Here is a 17,379-nt window from a genome sequence, read left to right as displayed (position 1 = left end):
ACTGGACAACTAAGCTGCGTCTCTCTTAATGTACCTTCTTTTTAGACATGTACAAAAAGACTTTGATCATAAAATAACTGATATGATCGGGAAGGAGTTCCTTGATTGGCTTGAGTTTGTCGCGGCCGGCTTCAGATACGGCCTGCTCGAGGTCGTTCATAAACTTTGCTGGAATCAGCACGTTATAGTCAACTTCCATATCCTGCTGGATACATTGAATCAAGTGATTTTCGATGGTACTTTCCGCAAGTTCGCGATTGGCGGCAATTTCAGCAACTGACAGTTTCGACTGATGCAGCTTGTAGGTTTCAAGATGAGAGTCGCCAACAGCTTTTTTCGCCGGTTTCTTTCCGCCCTCGACAACGGCATTCATCACAGGCTGACGCTCTGGATATTCCTTGCAGAATTCGATGATCCGTTGAATGAATGGTTCCCCGTACTTCTGCAGCTTGTGCTCTCCGACACCAGCTACATTAAGAAAATCCGCATTCGTCAGCGGCAGCTTCAGGCACATATCCTTCAAAGAAGAATCGGAGAAAATGACAAATGGCGGAACTTTTTCGGCTGAAGCAATCTCTCTCCGTAACTCTCGCAGTTCTTCAAATAACGGGTCATCGTTTGAAACCTGCTTGACTCGAACTGCTTCCTTCCTAAACACCTTCGTCTTGCCGAGCAATACACCCTTCCCCTTTTCAGGGACATAGATGGTTGGGTAGGTTCCATGCTCAACGCCAATTAATTCCTGCGAAATCAGGAACTCGATCAAGTCGTTCACCTGTTTGGAACTGCGGTTTTTCATCAATCCGTACGTCGGCAGTTTATCGAGGCGCAGCTCGGTCACTTTTTTATTTCGCGATCCAGTCAAAACATTCGCCGTCATCGCTTTCCCGTACTTCTGCCCCATCCTGATGATGCAGGACAGCACCATTTGGGCATCCTTTGTGACGTCTTCCGTTTCACGTGAGTCCGTACAATTTCCGCAGCGGCCGCATGGTTCCGTTTCCCTTTCACCAAAATAATGGAGGATATAGGATTGCAAGCATTCCTCGGTGTGGCAGTACCCGACCATTTGCTGCAGTTTTTCCAGTTCGGGTGCTATTCGTTCGCGATCCGCTGATTGGTCAATCAAAAAGCGCTGTACCTGGACATCCTGAGAGGAATACAGCAAGACACATTCGCTGTTCAGGCCGTCCCGACCGGCACGGCCAGCTTCCTGATAATAGCTTTCCATATTCTTAGGCAGCTGAAAATGGAGGACGTAGCGAATATTGCTCTTATCAATTCCCATTCCGAACGCCGATGTCGCGACCATTACGGTGGCCTCGTCCTGTAAAAAGCGGTCCTGTTCACGAGTCCGGTCTTCATCATTCATGCCAGCATGGTAGCGGGCAGCATGGAAGCCTTCCTTGTGCAGCCACTCATAAAGCTGGTCAACCGTTTTGCGTGTCGCCGCATAAATGATCCCTGCTTCTTTTTCATTCTTTTTGATGAAATCTTTTAAAAAGACTTGGCGATCTTGTCCTTTAACAACAGAAAAACTCAGGTTGCTGCGCTCGAACCCGGTAATCACGGTATGATTAGGGTCTATTTTTAGCGAGGCGCAAATATCTTCCCTAACCTTTGGAGTTGCGGTAGCCGTCAAGGCCAGTACAATCGGTTTTCGCGGCAGACGGTCAACAAGCCCGGAAATCTGCAGATAGCTTGGGCGAAAATCATGGCCCCACTGGGAAATACAGTGCGCTTCATCGACCGCGATCAACGGAATGTCCATTTCCTGCAAGTCTTGAATGAATTCCCAGGAACTAAGGCGTTCGGGTGCAATATACAGCAGCTTGTACTTTCCATTCCTAGCATCATTCATCCTTGATGCAGCTTCGCGGGCAGTCAGCGAACTATTGATATAGGCAGCTGGAATACCGAGCTGGCTGAGCGTATCCACCTGATCCTTCATCAACGAGATCAGCGGGGAAATAACGAGAGTCGTTCCCGGCATCACAAGAGCAGGAATTTGGTAAACAATTGACTTTCCGCCGCCGGTTGGCATAACGCAGACCGTGCTTTTCCCATCCAGCACGGAGGCGATCGCCTCGTCCTGGCCTCGGCGGAATGTCGTATAACCAAAATATTTTTGCAATAATTCAATGGCTTTTTGCAGCATTTGTGGGCTCCTTTCAGTGAGAAAAAATGTGGATTGGCTGAGGAAATACTCTTTCATTGTATCAGAAAACATGCAAAAATGCCCCCGTCTTAAAAGGAAAAAGCTGCCTCCCTCAGGAAGCAGCATATACCCTTACATACTCTCACCAGTCATTTTTGCGATCTTTTCTTTCACTTCTTCTATATTGCGCATTTTATTGTCCCAGCATTTTTGGCTGAGGTCAACCGGATATTCTTCTGGATTGAGCATACGTGTGTATTCTTCCCAAAGCACACCGAGGCAGTATGTCGAATGCTTGCGGACTTCCCCCAGGCTTGGCTGATTGTACACGAGCTGGCCATCCGTAAATATATCATGATGCAAATCGCGTGCTGAAAAATTAGTGACAAATTTGCTGACAAAAGTGTGGACAGGGTGAAACATCTTCAGGCGATTTTCCTGCTGCGGATTTTCATCCTCCAGTGTAATATAATCCCCTTCAGAGCGATTATTGATATTATTGATGATCCTGTATACATTTTTAATTCCCGGTGTGGTTACTTTTTCAGGATTGGAGGAAATTTTGATGGTGTCCTCCATTCTTCCATCAGACTGCTCCACTGCAACAATTTTATAAACAGCTCCGAGCGCAGCTTGTTCATAAGCGGTGATCAATTTGGTGCCGACTCCCCAAATATCGATCTTAGCCCCCTGGGCTTTCAGGTTCATTATCGTGTATTCATCCAGATCGCTGGAAGCGACAATTTTCGCTTGCTTAAAACCTGCTTCATCCAGCATCTTGCGCGCTTCCTTTGAAAGATAAGCAAGGTCGCCGCTGTCGAGACGAATTCCGATAAAATTGATTTTGTCGCGAAATTCCCTGGCGACCTTGATTGCATTCGGCACACCCGATCTGAGCGTATCGTAAGTATCGACGAGGAATACGCAATCGTTATGGGTTTCCGCGTATTTTTTAAAGGAGGTATAATCATCCTTGTACGCCTGAACCATGGAATGCGCGTGGGTTCCAGCAGTTGGAATACCGAAAAGCTTGCCTGCACGTACGTTGCTTGTCGAGTCAAATCCTCCAATATAGGCAGCACGAGTGCCCCAGAGCGCCGCATCCAGTTCATGTGCCCGGCGCGTACCGAACTCCATCGCCACCTCAGCCTTCACGACCTGCTTGATACGCGAGGCTTTTGTTGCAATCAGTGTCTGATAGTTAACGATATTCAGCAGCGCCGTCTCGATTAACTGCGCTTGGGCAAGTGGAGCGTCCACCCGTAACAGCGGTTCATTGGCAAAAACAATTTCCCCTTCCTGCATCGAGCGGATCGAACCAGTGAATTTCATATCTTGTAAAAAGGCTAGGAAATCCTCTCCAAATTCCCCTTCCTCTCTTAAATACTGGATATCGCTTTCTGTGAAGCCAAAGTTCTTGATATAATGAATGACTTTTTCCAGCCCGGCAAAAACCGCATAACCATTGCCGAAAGGAAGCTTGCGGAAAAACAAATCAAAAACCGCCCGGCGATTGTGAACGCCATCACGCCAGTAAGTTTCCATCATGTTTAATTGATATAAGTCCGTATGGAGCATTAAGCTGTCATCTATAAATTTCGTACTCAAAAAAAAACCCCCAAATTACTGCATCTGATTTGTCTTTGCTGATGCACTGATCTATTTCAATGATGCCGCATTCCCATCTAACCAATCGAGCCCTCGAAGGGACAGAGGGAAGCACCTTTCCCCCGTTTCTTCATTCAGCTATAAACTTCCTTTCGAGGTTCTCCGGACGATCTTCAGGACGGATTTCATCAAGCGGGACGTAAACTTCGATATGCCTGTACAAATTTTCGAATTCAGCTGGAAGATTGCCTCCATATTCGCCGTCCAGATTCAACTGCACCGTTTCTTTCGCCTGCACCTTGATCCGATTTGCTTGTGTGTAGATCACCCCAGGGTCATAGATGTGTTCGCCCCTCACTGCCAGCGAAGCTATCCTGATAAAATCAGCCAGGCTTGTCTTTTTTAATATTAACAGCGAAAACAAGCCATCATTGATCGATGAATCAGGGGCAAGGCGCTCAAAGCCGCCGACTGAGTTTGTAAGTCCGACGAGAAACATCATCACTTCGCCTTCAAACAGCTTGCCATCGTACTCTATCGTCACATGGGACGCACGGATGGATGGCAGCATCTCTATTCCTTTTAAATAGTACGCGAGCTGGCCAAGCATCGTCTTGAGTTTGCTTGGAACTTCGTATGTCAGCTCAGTCATCCTGCCGCCGCCTGCAATATTAATAAAATATCTATCGTTAATCCGGCCCACGTCCACCGGGATCGTTTCGCCATTTACAATGATGTCGACTGCCGCATCGATATCACGAGGAATATGCAGTGCGCGGGCGAAGTCATTCGTTGTACCTACTGGAATGACACCAATTTTCGGGCGGTATTCCTGGTCAGCAATGCCATTGACCACTTCATTGATCGTCCCGTCACCGCCAGCTGCAATCACCAGGTCATAGCGCCGCTCGATTGCAATCCTCGCTGCATGCGTCGCATCCCCTTCCCCTGTTGTTGCATGGCAAGAGGTTTCATAGCCGGCATTTTCTAGTTTCACTAAAACATCAGCAAGATGCTTTTTAAAAGCTTCCCGTCCGGAAGTCGGATTATAAATGATTCTTGCTCTTTTCATACCCATCATCCTATTTACCTTGGTTTTTAATTTTGTTCCATCATTTTACATCATAGCTCATATTTCTCGTCCATGCAATCACCGAGACACTACCAGATCTATCATAAGCTACTTCAAAACTATTTGCCAAAAAAGCACTCCAGAAATGTTCTTTCCATTTTACTCTTTTTTCCGTACAATACAAAGAGAGCGATTACATTTATTGGCAATATCTTTTAAAAATCTATACGGGAAAAAGGGGGATGTTTCATGATTTGGATGATGGTCCTAGCTGCCTATTTGATTGGCTCGATTCCAACAGCCTTATGGATGGGAAAATATTTTTTCCAAGTCGATATTAGGAACCACGGCAGCAAAAATCCTGGTGCCACGAATACACTTCGAGTGATGGGCAAAAAGGCTGCGATCATTGTCCTGCTGATTGATGGGGGAAAAGGAGTGCTGGCTGCTTCCCTTCCGTTGATTTTCAATGTCCCGGTCGAACCTTTGTATGCGGGATTAATTGCGGTCATCGGTCACTGCTTCCCAATTTTTGCCGGATTTCGCGGCGGCAAAGCAATCGCAACAACAGCAGGTGTGCTGCTGATTGCTGATGTCGGCATGTTCCTGGCCGTCTATCTTACCTTTTTCACCGTTATTCTTTTGACCAAATATGTATTTATCGGCTCTATTTCAGTTGGAATTGCGATGCTTATTTATTCATTCTTCTCACCGAACATCGAAGAACCACTTATTTTTACTGCATTTATTATTTTGTTACTTTTCTTGCACCGGTCAAACATCCAGAATTTCTTTAATGGCAGTGAACCGAAGATCACTGATAAGAAAGGCCGCGATCGCATTCCTCCTAAAAAACGCTAACATCAATTTAGTATAGTAATAGAGAAAATTACTATGAAATGAATAGTTTTTTTGCAGAAAAATAGAGTGTTAATTTTTCAGAAAAAATGATAGAATATTACATGTATTGGCAATATTTTTTTATTTTTATTAGCAAAAATAAAGGAGGAAAGATGATGTCCAATGAAATGTATCAAATTATCGCGATTGGAATTTACATGGCCGTGATGCTCTATATCGGCTGGTACGCTTACAAAAAGACTGCCAATCTGACAGACTACATGCTGGGCGGGAGATCGCTCGGTCCAGCAGTCACCGCACTTAGTGCCGGAGCGGCCGATATGAGCGGTTGGCTTTTGATGGGTCTTCCAGGAGGAATTTATGTTAGTGGTTTGGCGAATGCATGGATTGCGATTGGCCTTACGGTAGGTGCATACCTGAACTGGTTGTATGTTGCGCCTCGACTTCGTTCCTACACACTTGTAGCGAATGACTCGATCACCATCCCAAGCTTCCTTGAAAACCGTTTTAAAGATGATACAAAGCTTTTAAGAATTATCTCCGGCATTGTTATTCTACTATTTTTCACTTTCTATGTCTCCTCTGGAATGGTCGCCGGTGCCGTGTTCTTCCAGAGTTCCTTCGGCCTTAATTATCATACCGGCTTGCTGCTTGTTTCCGTTGTTGTCGTAGCCTATACCTTATTTGGTGGCTTCCTCGCGGTAAGCTACACCGACTTCATTCAAGGAATGATGATGGTCCTCGCTCTGCTGCTTGTACCGATCATCGGCTTCTCAAAAACAGGCGGAACTGCCGAGACGTTCAACACAATCCGGTCAATTGATCCTTCCTTGCTTGATTTATTTAAAGGGACTACCGTACTCGGGATCATTTCCACTTCCGCATGGGGGCTTGGTTACTTTGGCCAGCCGCATATCATCACCCGCTTTATGGCGATTACATCGATAAAAGAAATAAAAAGTGCCAGAAGAATCGGAATGGGCTGGATGATTTTCTCCTTAATTGGGGCTGTTCTAACATCTCTTGTCGGTCTTGCTTATTTCAATCAGAACCCAGATGTGAAACTGGATAACCCTGAGGCAGTTTTCATTGTGCTCGGGCAAATCTTCTTCCATCCATTGTTTGCTGGATTCATGCTGGCTGCGGTGCTGGCTGCGATCATGAGCACGATTTCTTCTCAGTTGATTGTTACATCCAGCGCCCTTACGGAAGATTTATACAAAATTTTATTCAAAAAAGAGAAATCCGATATGCAATATGTATTTTTCGGACGCTTGGCTGTGCTCTTAGTAGCAATCGTAGCCGCTGTGCTTGCATGGGCTCAGAACGATACCATTCTTGGACTGGTGGCATACGCATGGGCAGGCTTCGGTGCAGCGTTCGGACCGATCATCCTGCTAAGCCTGTACTGGCGTAAGATGACCAACTGGGGAGCGATATTCGGGATGGTTGCCGGCGCAGCCACCGTCGTCATCTGGAGCAATGCCGGTCTGAGCGACACCATGTATGAAATCGTCCCTGGCTTCCTGATCAATCTGATTGTATCCATCGTCGTCAGCCTGGTTACTTTTAAGACAAACCCGGAGATAGAAAAGGAATTTAATCAGAGTGTAGAGAACTTAAAATCGGAATAAAACCGATGGCACCGAGCGAGGTCCACTGACATTTCGTCATTTCACCATCCAAATAAAGAATTTCAACCCGAACCTTCTCATAGGACCGGGTTTTTTTTCGATAAGAACATCGAACCTGCCAATAAAGAACAGCGCAAGTGCCTTGGCGTGTCCCGACTATCGCTGGAGCTGGACAGTTCTCAAACAACTTTTCTACTTTCTTAATCTATAAAAAAAGAATCAAGTTTGAAAGTTTATTGGGTAATTTCGACATCATTTCTCGGGAAATAACGACAAGAAAGCTGGCGATTGATTCGCCAGCCTTCGCTATTATTTTTTATTCAGTTCTTCCACCAACAGTTTATTAACTAATGGCGGGTTCGCCTGGCCTTTTGTCGCTTTCATAATTTGACCGACAAGGAAACCTTTTGCCTTGTCCTTTCCACCTTTAAAGTCTTCAACAGATTGTGGATTGGCATCGATGATTTCAGTAATGATTTTTAGCAGCTCTCCTTCGTCAGAGATTTGCACAAGACCCTTCTCCTTGACTATTTGCGCCGGCTCACCGCCATTTTCGATTAATTCCTTGAAAACCTGCTTGGCGATCTTGGAAGAGATCGTGCCTTTCTCGATCAGACTGATTAAGTCGGCAAGTGTTTTAGATGTCAGTGCTGTTTCATGAAGCTCCTTCGATTCGGATTTCAGATAAGCTGAAACCTCTCCCATCAGCCAATTGGATGCCTGCTTAGGGTTTGCACCTGCTTGCACTGCTGATTCAAAGAAATCAGCCATTTCCTTTGAAACAGTCAACACTTCAGCATCATAAGGCGGCAGTCCCATTTCCTCGACATATCGCTTCTTCCGCTCGTCAGGGAGTTCTGGAATTTCTGCACGGACTCTTGTTTTCCATTCTTCATCGATGTAAAGATCAGGTAAGTCCGGTTCAGGGAAATAGCGATAATCATCTGATCCCTCTTTCACGCGCATGAGCAGTGTCGTGTTCGTGGCTTCATCATATCGCCTTGTCTCTTGCTGAATTTTGCGGCCAGCTAGGATTTCCTGTTCCTGGCGTTTTTCCTCATACTCAAGCCCTTTGCGCACAAAGTTAAAGGAATTCAAATTTTTCAGCTCTGTCTTTGTGCCAAATTCCTTCTGGCCAACTGGACGGATGGAGATATTCGCATCACACCGGAGGGAGCCTTCTTCCATTTTACAATCCGATACGCCTGTATATTGGATGATGGACTTCAGCTTTTCAAGATAGGCATATGCCTCATCCGGCGTGCGTATATCGGGTTCCGATACGATCTCCACGAGCGGCGTTCCTTGACGATTGTAGTCTACTAATGAATAGCCGTCTCCATGAGTTAGTTTTCCGGCATCCTCTTCCATATGGATGCGCGTGATGCCAATCTTCTTTTTATAGCCATTGACTTCTATTTCAATCCAGCCATTTTCCCCGATCGGCTTATCAAACTGGGAAATCTGATAGGCTTTCGGATTGTCCGGGTAAAAATAGTTCTTGCGATCAAATTTCGTATGCTCTGCAATTTCACAGTTCAAAGCCATAGCCGCTTTCATAGCGTAATCGACTGCTTTCTTATTTAAGACCGGCAGTACCCCCGGATAGCCGAGATCGATCACGCTTGTATTTGTATTCGGCTCGGCACCAAACTGGTTTGGACTTGCCGAAAAGATTTTAGACTCTGTTTTTAATTCCACATGGACCTCAAGGCCAATTACCGTTTCAAACTTCATCTGTTTCACCCCTTTATAGCTCAGGTTGTTGTTTATGGAATGATGTCGCCTGCTCGAAAGCATGGGCAACCTTATACACGGTGCTTTCATCAAAATGACGGCCAATAATTTGCAAACCAAGCGGCAGTCCCTGGTCGAATCCGCATGGAACCGAAATGGCTGGAACGCCAGCTAGGTTTACCGGAATCGTTAAAATATCGTTTGCGTACATTGTCAGCGGATCGCTCGTATTCTCGCCGAATTTAAATGCAGGCGTAGGCGTTGTCGGTCCTACAATGACATCATATTGTTCAAATACTTTTTCAAAGTCCTGCTTGATCAGTGTCCGAACTTTCTGCGCTTTTTTATAATAAGCATCATAATATCCAGAGCTAAGCGCAAAAGTTCCAAGCATGATCCGGCGTTTCACTTCCTCACCGAAGCCTTCTGCTCGAGTCTTTTTATACATTTCGATCAGATTCTCTGCGTTTGGTGTCCGATAACCGTAGCGAACGCCATCAAAGCGTGCCAGGTTCGCGGACGCTTCGGAAGAGGACAATAGATAATAAGTAGCCAGAGCATACTTGGAGTGCGGCAGGGAAACCTCTTCCCATGTTGCTCCTAGTTGTTCCAGGACTGCAAGAGCATCCATCACAGACTTGCGAATCTCTTCGTTCACACCCTCACCAAGATATTCCTTTGGTACTGCGATCTTCAACCCTTTTATATCGCCATTTAGGGAAGCAATATAGTCTGGTACATCAACTTTTGCAGAAGTTGAATCCATCTCATCGTAGCCAGCGATTGCTGTTAACAAATAGGCATTGTCTTCTACATTTCGTGTAATCGGGCCGATCTGGTCCAAAGAAGACGCAAACGCGATCAATCCGAAACGGGAAACAAGTCCGTATGTTGGCTTCATGCCTACCACTCCACAGAACGATGCCGGCTGGCGGATGGATCCACCTGTATCAGAACCCAAAGAGAACAGCACTTCCCCTGCTGCTACTGATGCAGCTGAACCGCCTGAAGACCCACCAGGTACGCGGTCCAAATCCCATGGGTTGTGTGTTTTTTGAAAGCCTGAGTTTTCATTCGATGATCCCATCGCGAACTCGTCCATGTTCAGCTTGCCTATTGTCACGGTTTCGGCTTGTTTAAGCTTCTGGATTACCGTTGCATCATAAATAGGATGGAAGTTTTCGAGAATCTTGCTTGCTGCCGTCGTACGCAGACCATTTGTTACAAGATTGTCCTTTATTCCAATTGGCAGGCCATATAATTTACTCGTTGGACCGTTTTGCACGGCCTTTTCATCCAATGCTTTTGCGGTTGTTCTGGCATTTTCTTCATCCAAGGTTAAAAACGCCTGCACCTTGCCTTCGACCTCGCCAATTCGCTTGTATGATTCGTCGACCAGGTCGGAAACACTTATGTCTCTTTTATGTAAAAGCTTATGAAGTTCCGAAATCTTATGTTCAAATAAACTCATCGCCGATCCTCCTACTCGATAATTCCAGGTACTTTTACCTGCCCATCCTGGTGTTCCGGTGCATTCTTTAAAACCTCTTCACGTGGCAGTCCTTTTTGGGCACGATCCTCTCGCATCACATTCTTTATTTCCAGCACATGAGCAGTCGGCTCAACATTATCCGTATTCAGCTCATTCAACTGTTCTGCGTATGTAATGATTTTATCCAACTGGTCTGTCAGCAATTGCGCCTCTTCTTCCGTAATCGCCAATCTTGCCAGGTGTGCGACATGCTTCACCTGACCTTCTGAAATCCTTGACATATAAGCACCTCCATGTTCAATCGTCAGTCAATAATAATCATCATAGCAAAGTTTTCGTCCTTAAAGCAATATAAGCCTTGCCGTTTGTACTATTTCTACACAAGGTACCTATTACTGGAACTCTTTATTTCTTTCCTAGACAAAAAAAGGAGCAGGCCTAGATTAACTGGCTTGCTCATTTGCTGAATAATCGAGAAAAGAATCCTTTTTTCTTGACTGGAGCAGTTTTGGGCATTGGTTTCTTTTTACTGAGATAAATATCTTCCTTATCGATCGCATAATCATGCGCTAAAACTAGCCCCAACTCGGAGTCATACTCCTTGTTGGTCACGATCGTAAACTCGATCCCGCGCTTCTCTGCCGCCTTAATATATTCTGATAAATATGGATAGGAGAGATTGCCATTTAAAAACAGATGGGCATCTTGATTTTGATCCATCAGTTGTTCCACCTCTGGTTCAACGCCATTTCGGATCACTTCTCTTTGTGTAAGCGCGATGACCACCCTTTCCCGAAGAGTTGTCAGAAACCTTCTTCGCTCATCAGGTTTTGTCTGCTTTGCACCATGGATCCCTTGTTGCAAATAATCATCCATCTTACTATTGCTCAATTGGTCCACCTCCAACTTATTGTATCATCTTACCTCTTTGTGTGCTATTGAGCGAAACCCCTGCTTTCCCACACATCGATTCTCGACAGTTTTTTGGTTTTTGCGTTTCGTCATTGATTGAATCGTAAATAAAAACCTTGGCTAATATTATGTATGTTCGCGCCCATTTGTCTGTGCTAGTTTAAGGTTAACCTATTTCAGGGCAAAAAAAACCTTCTCTTCGCATCGAAGAGAAGGACACAAATAGGAGAATGCAAGGTGAAAAAATCAAATGGTAAATCCATCCCTGAGTTAAATGACCCAGGGATGAGAAAAACCGGGCAAACTGCGCCCGGTCCTTTTTTGGGTTTGGCGGATAATCGATTTCTACTCCAGACACTCACTTTCCGTTGGGCGTCAGGCGAGCCTCCTCCTCGCTTCGCTCAAACCTATTCCGATCGTAACCGAGCCTATCACCATCCGAATAAATAATTTCACCCCAAACCCTCACAGGATCGGTTTTTTTGATAAGAACATAGAACCTGTCAAAATAACAGGGCTTTCTTGACAACTTTTCACTCCAAGCACCCAAACCTGTCAAAATAACGTCGGTTTCTTGTCTTGTCCAGCACTAGCACATTGCTCAACGCTTAGGCAACCCGTTTGCCGCTAACTCCTCGAGACGTTTTTCACCTTCTGGTCTATCAACAAAATAGATTCGTTTAAGAATATTTGGCTCCACGCCTCGATTTTCCCGCAATTGCAAAAAAGGGGCAACATATAAATTCTGATATTATGAGAAAAGCGCAAGCGCCTTGGTCAGCTCCGACAAGCGCTGCCCGCCTAAAACGCAAGTCCCGTGGCGGGCGGGTCTAGCACGTCCTGTGCCTCGGAGGGCCGACCGGTGAAGTCGTTCTTTGACTTCATTGGGCGGATCGAATGGGCGGATCGAAACCAATAAGTATAGCCGACTGCCCAGAAACACAGAAACTGGAGACTCCACCGGAAGAAGCGCTTTTTGCTTCTGCCGGTGGAGTTGAAGTTTCGGAGTTTCTAGGAGGCGACACTAGCCTAGCGACTCGAGGGGCTAGCCGCTGGAGCTAGACAATTCTCGTAGTGAATTTTATGCTTTTCTTATCTTTTGAAGAAAACCCGTTAAACGGACAAATTCATCTAGAAGCAGTAAATTGCGCTTCCTCAGTGGACCCTTTTAGCGCAGTCGTTGAGGAAGTTCCTCCAGAGATGACCATTGATACATCATCGAAATAGCCAGTTCCGACTTCGCGCTGATGTCTTGTTGCTGTGTAGCCGTACTGCTCACTTGCGAATTCGGCTTGCTGCAGCTCGGAGTATGCAGCCATGCCGCGCTCTTTGTAGCCGCGAGCCAGTTCGAACATGCTATGATTTAGCGCATGGAAGCCTGCCAATGTAACGAACTGGAATTTATAGCCCATTTTCCCAAGCTCGATTTGGAACTTTGCGATCGTTTCCTCGTCCAGCTTCTTTTTCCAATTGAATGACGGCGAACAGTTGTAAGCAAGCAGCTTTCCAGGGAACTTTTCCTGGATGGCTTCTGCAAACCGGCGAGCTTCTTCCAAGTCTGGTTCAGATGTTTCACACCAGACCAGGTCAGCATATGGGGCATACGCCAAACCGCGGGCAATTGCCTGATCTAGACCAGCCTTCGTGCGGAAGAATCCTTCAGGAGTTCTTTCGCCTGTGATGAATGGGGCATCAGTCGGATCGACATCGCTTGTGATCAAATCTGCTGCATTCGCATCCGTTCGCGCAACAATCAAGGTTGGCGTTCCCATTACATCTGCCGCAAGTCGTGCAGCAATTAGATTGCGTACTGCTGTCTGTGTTGGAAGCAGCACTTTGCCGCCAAGGTGTCCGCATTTTTTTTCAGAAGAAAGCTGGTCCTCAAAATGCACGCCTGCAGCACCCGCTTCAATCATTCCCTTCATCAATTCGAACACGTTTAGCTGGCCGCCGAAGCCCGCTTCTGCATCCGCTATGATTGGCGCGAACCAGTCAATAGAATCCTCTCCTTCGCCATAAGTGATCTGGTCGGCCCGCTGCAAAGCTTGGTTGATCCGCTTAACTACCGCAGGGACACTATTTGCAGGGTACAAGCTTTGGTCTGGATACATATTTCCGGATAGGTTTGCGTCTGCAGCTACCTGCCAGCCGCTCAAGTAAATCGCCTTAAGGCCCGCTTTTACCTGCTGCACTGCCTGGTTGCCAGTTAATGCTCCGAGTGCATTGACAAAGTCTTCTTCATTTAGTAGTTTCCAAAGTTTTTCCGCACCGCGACGTGCAAGTGTATATTCCATATCAATTGAACCGCGAAGCTTGATAACATCTTCCGCAGTATAGGTTCTTTCTACCGCAGCCCATCTGTTATCCAATTCCCAGCTTTCCTGCAATTGCTTTACACGATCTTGAGTCATTTTCATTCCTCCTGATTTACGATTTTTCCAGCTACTAAACGAGAGACTGATAGATACTTCCTATTAATTTCTTTTCTGCGTTTCACCCCTTTGTTATAGTACAGATCGGATATATCTAATAAGTATTATATAACAGAATTTTTTGAATGCAACCATTTTGTGAATTTTTCTGAAAAGATTCTAAAATTGAGACTTTAGACCCTATTTGATGAAAAATAGACTTAGTATAGTGCTCATTGGTGACCTCTTTTTCCGATTTCCGGTTTTTTTGGGGCAATGTAGTCATAGTATTAGGTGATGTTTTGTGGTAGGAACCATTCTAATGATCATCGTGGCAATTATCATGATCGGTTTCTTGTTCGGTTTGTTATAAGGTTCGTTAAAAGGGTTGCCCTTGGGATAAATAGGACCTAGGCTATCCTCTTTAGGATGATGGGCTTGCTCCTTCTAAAGCTAAAAATGGTTTGTGCTCCGGCTTCACAAAAAGGGTCAACATATAAATTCTGTTATTAAAAAAAATCCCCCTCCTCATATGAGAAGGGGGATGTCACAGCTCTATTTGTTAATACATTTCGGAAGTAGTCTTAGCTTGCATGTGGAGCAGTAGGTAGTCAGGTCCGCCAGCTTTTGAATCTGTTCCTGACATGTTGAAACCGCCAAATGGCTGATATCCGACAATTGCGCCTGTGCAGCCGCGGTTGAAGTAAAGGTTACCGACGTGGAAGTCTTCACGTGCCTTCTGGATGTGTTCACGGTTACGCGTGATTACTGCTCCAGTTAGGCCGTATTCTGTGTTGTTCGCGATTTCAAGCGCTTCGTCAAAGTCCTTCGCTTTTGCGAATGCAACAACTGGGCCGAAGATTTCTTCCTGCATGATGCGAGCTTTTGGATCAGCGTCTGCAAAGATGGTTGGCTTAATAAAATAACCCTTTGAGCTATCGCCCTCGCCGCCAGTCATCAAACGCCCTTCTTCTTTGCCAATTTCAATATAGCTCATGATCTTATCGAATGCACTTTGGTCGTTAACAGGACCCATGAATGTGCTCTGGTCGGTAGGATCATCCAGCTTAAGCTCATTTGTCAGTTCAACAACACGGTTAAGGACCTGGTCATATACGTCCTCAACGATGACGGCACGTGAGCATGCGGAGCACTTTTGGCCGGAAAAGCCAAATGAAGATGCAGTAATCGCTTGTGCAGCCAATTCTAGGTCAGCGTCTTTGTCGACAACGATTGTGTCTTTGCCACCCATTTCAGCGATGACCCGCTTCAGCCAGATTTGACCCTCATTCAATTTTGAAGCTCGCTCGTAAATGCGCAGACCTACATCGCGTGAACCGGTGAAGCTTACAAAGCGAGTGTCTTTATGGTCAACAAGGTAGTCGCCAACTTCTGCGCCGCTTCCTGGTACAAAGTTAAGAACTCCTGCAGGAAGTCCTGCTTCTTCCATGACTTCAACAAACTTAGCGGCAACAACCGGTGTGGTCGAAGCAGGCTTTAATAGAACTGTGTTTCCAGTGACGATTGCTGCTACAGTTGTTCCAGCCATGATCGCCAACGGGAAATTCCATGGCGAAATGATGATTCCAACTCCAAGAGGAATATAGTCATATCGATTGTCTTCATTTGGACGGCTTTCTACATGGACGCCGTCTTTGATTCGCAGCATTTGGCGAGCATAAAACTCAAGGAAGTCGATTGCTTCTGCTGTATCAGCATCTGCCTCATTCCATGGCTTACCAGCTTCTTTTGTTAAAAGCGCCGAAAATTCGTGCTTGCGGCGGCGAATGATGGCAGCAGCCTTGAACAAAACATCTGCACGTGTTTCAGGCTTCACTTTTCTCCAGCTCTTGAACGCTTCGACAGCCGCCTGCATTGCTTTTTCAGCAAGCTCTCGGTTGGCCTTGGAAACGCGTCCAACAACTTCTTCTTTATTGGATGGGTTGTAAGATACAATTTTAGCTTCTGTCGAGACTCTCTCTCCGCCAATAACCAAATCGTAATCCTTGCCTAGATAACCTTCCACTGTCTTAAGTCCTGTTAAGTATCCTTCACGGTTTTCATCAACTTTAAAATTCGTGAAAGGCTCGTGTTTGTATGGCTGAACCATTCGATCCCCTCCTATGTAGTAAATCGTTTTCATTCCCTTTCCATTCTATCATGAGAGTCTCTTAGTGTTCAATGCCAACGTATTAGCAAGTCCTGCTTATTTCGACGATTTTAGACGATACGGAAAAAGCAAAGAGCCATTCTGCTCTTTGCTTTGCTTTTACTCATAAATATGGACAAAAGGTTCATCCTGTTCTGGCTTTTTGACAATTAGCGCCTCTTGCCCGAGGACGGAGGAGACGCTGACCTGCACGGTAACATAGTTAGGGAAATGCTCCATGACAAGACCGGTTACATACTGGGTGAAGCCGATTGCTTCTGCCTTTCCGTAAAATTGGATAGGAATTTCGATGTTCAGCTCCTGCAGCTGGCCATCTAAATAAAATCCTTTGCCAATGACACCATTGTAGTTAGGGAAGTATGCTTCGACATCCTGTTTGAAATTCTCGAAAAATGTCAGATCATCCCTGTGTTCCTTCTCCGCTTTGTCAGATGGAAACAGGATATATTCTTCTTTTACTTCTTTCCAGTTGCCGATATCATTGCTTCCTTGGGAAACTTCTGTAAAAGCAAAGAAATTCCCCGGCACGACGGAAGAGCGGCTTTCCTGTTCAAATAACCCAATAGTAATCGGGATATTCTTTAACTCTTCGATATTCCGGAGTCTGCTCAGTATTTGCTTGGCAATCTTCTTCCCTTCTGCTTCCAGTTCAGACCGGGTTATGTTTTTTTCGTATACAGCTCCAAATTCTTCGGTACGATAATAATGAATGGAATTCAACGCCAGCCCGATCGCAATGCCGCCAAGCTGGTATGTTCCCTCTTTCCCGGACTGGACGAGGTAATCATGCTCGAGGATATGGGCCAGATAAATTGGATTTTTTTCATTTCGAGTTTTGATGTCTCCTGTGCCAGTATCGATCGGATTTAATCCAAGATTTTCCACTGTGACATCCTTATTTTTATTCTCCTGCTTAGCCCGCAGTTCTTCTTCCTTCGCTTTTACCTGAGCAGGCGTCATTTCTCTCGCCAGCCAGGCAGAGACAGTGTCACCGTCAAGGTACTGGCCTTCTTTAAAAACGTACTGATCGGTCGAAAAAGAGTTTTGGGCAATCCGCATCAATCCCGTTTCAAACTCGGTGATGTCATACCTAGTATTCAAATTATTGACGACCATGCCGCGGGCCGACCCCGGCTCGAACGGCATGATGGTACGGTAATATTTGTCCGAAATTTTGTATTTCGGGATAATCGCCTTTTCTTTCGTAGCATCATCCTTTTTCTGGACGACCTCTTGTTGCTTTTGAAAATTAGGGGCACAGGCCGTCAGCAAAAGGACAAGAGATAGAGCGACTATGGAAAGCTTTCTCATGGCATGTACACCT

Annotated in this window: 14 protein-coding genes; 4 read left to right on the top strand and 10 right to left on the bottom strand. The window is 45.6% G+C overall.

The genetic code is table 11. The annotated features are described in order from the left end of the window. Nucleotides 1-25: 25 nt before the first annotated feature. The 3 genes from recQ to UB32_RS04205 form a co-directional block, all read right to left on the bottom strand. The gene (recQ, locus tag UB32_RS04215; RefSeq protein WP_044391518.1) at nucleotides 26-2,158 is read right to left on the bottom strand and encodes a DNA helicase RecQ; all 2,133 of its coding nucleotides are present in this window, start codon (nucleotides 2,156-2,158) and stop codon (nucleotides 26-28) included. Nucleotides 2,159-2,290: 132 nt separating this feature from the next. Next, entirely contained in the window at nucleotides 2,291-3,736 is a 1,446-nt protein-coding gene (locus tag UB32_RS04210) for a nicotinate phosphoribosyltransferase (protein ID WP_044391516.1), read from the bottom strand. A 160-nt stretch (nucleotides 3,737-3,896) separates the two neighbouring features. Then, complete coding sequence (locus UB32_RS04205) at nucleotides 3,897-4,838, bottom strand: diacylglycerol kinase (RefSeq protein ID WP_044391466.1); 942 nt, start codon at nucleotides 4,836-4,838, stop codon at nucleotides 3,897-3,899. 249 nt (nucleotides 4,839-5,087) lie between these two features. Here UB32_RS04205 and plsY point away from each other — a divergent pair, with 249 nt between their 5' ends. Both plsY and putP read left to right on the top strand, forming a co-directional pair. Further along, on the top strand, nucleotides 5,088-5,699 hold the full coding sequence (gene plsY, locus UB32_RS04200; RefSeq protein ID WP_044391465.1) for a glycerol-3-phosphate 1-O-acyltransferase PlsY: 612 nt from the start codon (nucleotides 5,088-5,090) through the stop codon (nucleotides 5,697-5,699). Between the two features lie 155 nt (nucleotides 5,700-5,854). Then, on the top strand, nucleotides 5,855-7,333 hold the full coding sequence (putP, locus tag UB32_RS04195; protein ID WP_044391463.1) for a sodium/proline symporter PutP: 1,479 nt from the start codon (nucleotides 5,855-5,857) through the stop codon (nucleotides 7,331-7,333). Between the two features lie 309 nt (nucleotides 7,334-7,642). Here the strand turns inward: putP and gatB are convergent, their stop codons facing one another. From gatB to UB32_RS04175, 4 genes are all read right to left on the bottom strand, one after another. Next, nucleotides 7,643-9,070, bottom strand: coding sequence for an Asp-tRNA(Asn)/Glu-tRNA(Gln) amidotransferase subunit GatB (gene gatB, locus UB32_RS04190; RefSeq protein WP_044391461.1), 1,428 nt, complete (start codon nucleotides 9,068-9,070; stop codon nucleotides 7,643-7,645). Nucleotides 9,071-9,083: 13 nt separating this feature from the next. Further along, nucleotides 9,084-10,541: an Asp-tRNA(Asn)/Glu-tRNA(Gln) amidotransferase subunit GatA gene (gatA, locus tag UB32_RS04185; protein WP_044391459.1), complete on the bottom strand. Its 1,458-nt coding sequence runs from the start codon at nucleotides 10,539-10,541 to the stop codon at nucleotides 9,084-9,086. An 11-nt stretch (nucleotides 10,542-10,552) separates the two neighbouring features. After that, entirely contained in the window at nucleotides 10,553-10,843 is a 291-nt protein-coding gene (gatC, locus tag UB32_RS04180) for an Asp-tRNA(Asn)/Glu-tRNA(Gln) amidotransferase subunit GatC (RefSeq protein WP_044391458.1), read from the bottom strand. Nucleotides 10,844-11,018: 175 nt separating this feature from the next. Continuing rightward, complete coding sequence (locus UB32_RS04175) at nucleotides 11,019-11,462, bottom strand: YueI family protein (RefSeq protein WP_431305961.1); 444 nt, start codon at nucleotides 11,460-11,462, stop codon at nucleotides 11,019-11,021. A 249-nt stretch (nucleotides 11,463-11,711) separates the two neighbouring features. Here UB32_RS04175 and UB32_RS04170 point away from each other — a divergent pair, with 249 nt between their 5' ends. Together UB32_RS04170 and UB32_RS19970 are read left to right on the top strand one after the other, a co-directional pair. Beyond that, nucleotides 11,712-11,924 carry a hypothetical protein gene (locus tag UB32_RS04170; RefSeq protein ID WP_044391457.1) on the top strand — a complete coding sequence of 71 codons (213 nt, stop codon included), beginning with the start codon at nucleotides 11,712-11,714 and terminating at the stop codon, nucleotides 11,922-11,924. A gap of 447 nt (nucleotides 11,925-12,371) precedes the next feature. Beyond that, nucleotides 12,372-12,536, top strand: coding sequence for a hypothetical protein (locus UB32_RS19970; protein ID WP_157841609.1), 165 nt, complete (start codon nucleotides 12,372-12,374; stop codon nucleotides 12,534-12,536). 65 nt (nucleotides 12,537-12,601) lie between these two features. Here UB32_RS19970 and aceA read toward each other — a convergent pair whose 3' ends face one another. The 3 genes from aceA to UB32_RS04155 form a co-directional block, all read right to left on the bottom strand. Continuing rightward, nucleotides 12,602-13,885, bottom strand: a complete 1,284-nt coding sequence (aceA, locus tag UB32_RS04165; protein WP_044391455.1) for an isocitrate lyase — start codon at nucleotides 13,883-13,885, stop codon at nucleotides 12,602-12,604. A 562-nt stretch (nucleotides 13,886-14,447) separates the two neighbouring features. Then, on the bottom strand, nucleotides 14,448-15,995 hold the full coding sequence (gene pruA, locus UB32_RS04160; protein WP_044391453.1) for an L-glutamate gamma-semialdehyde dehydrogenase: 1,548 nt from the start codon (nucleotides 15,993-15,995) through the stop codon (nucleotides 14,448-14,450). A gap of 159 nt (nucleotides 15,996-16,154) precedes the next feature. Then, a complete protein-coding gene (locus tag UB32_RS04155; protein WP_044391451.1) occupies nucleotides 16,155-17,366 on the bottom strand; it encodes a CamS family sex pheromone protein in 1,212 nt (403 codons plus the stop codon). Nucleotides 17,367-17,379: the final 13 nt, after the last annotated feature.

It is taken from the genome of Mesobacillus subterraneus, from assembly GCF_000934845.1.
Taxonomy (GTDB): Bacteria; Bacillota; Bacilli; order Bacillales; family Cytobacillaceae; genus Mesobacillus; species Mesobacillus stamsii.
Note: the sequence above shows the minus strand (reverse complement) of the source record. Positions and strands in the feature narration are given on the sequence as shown.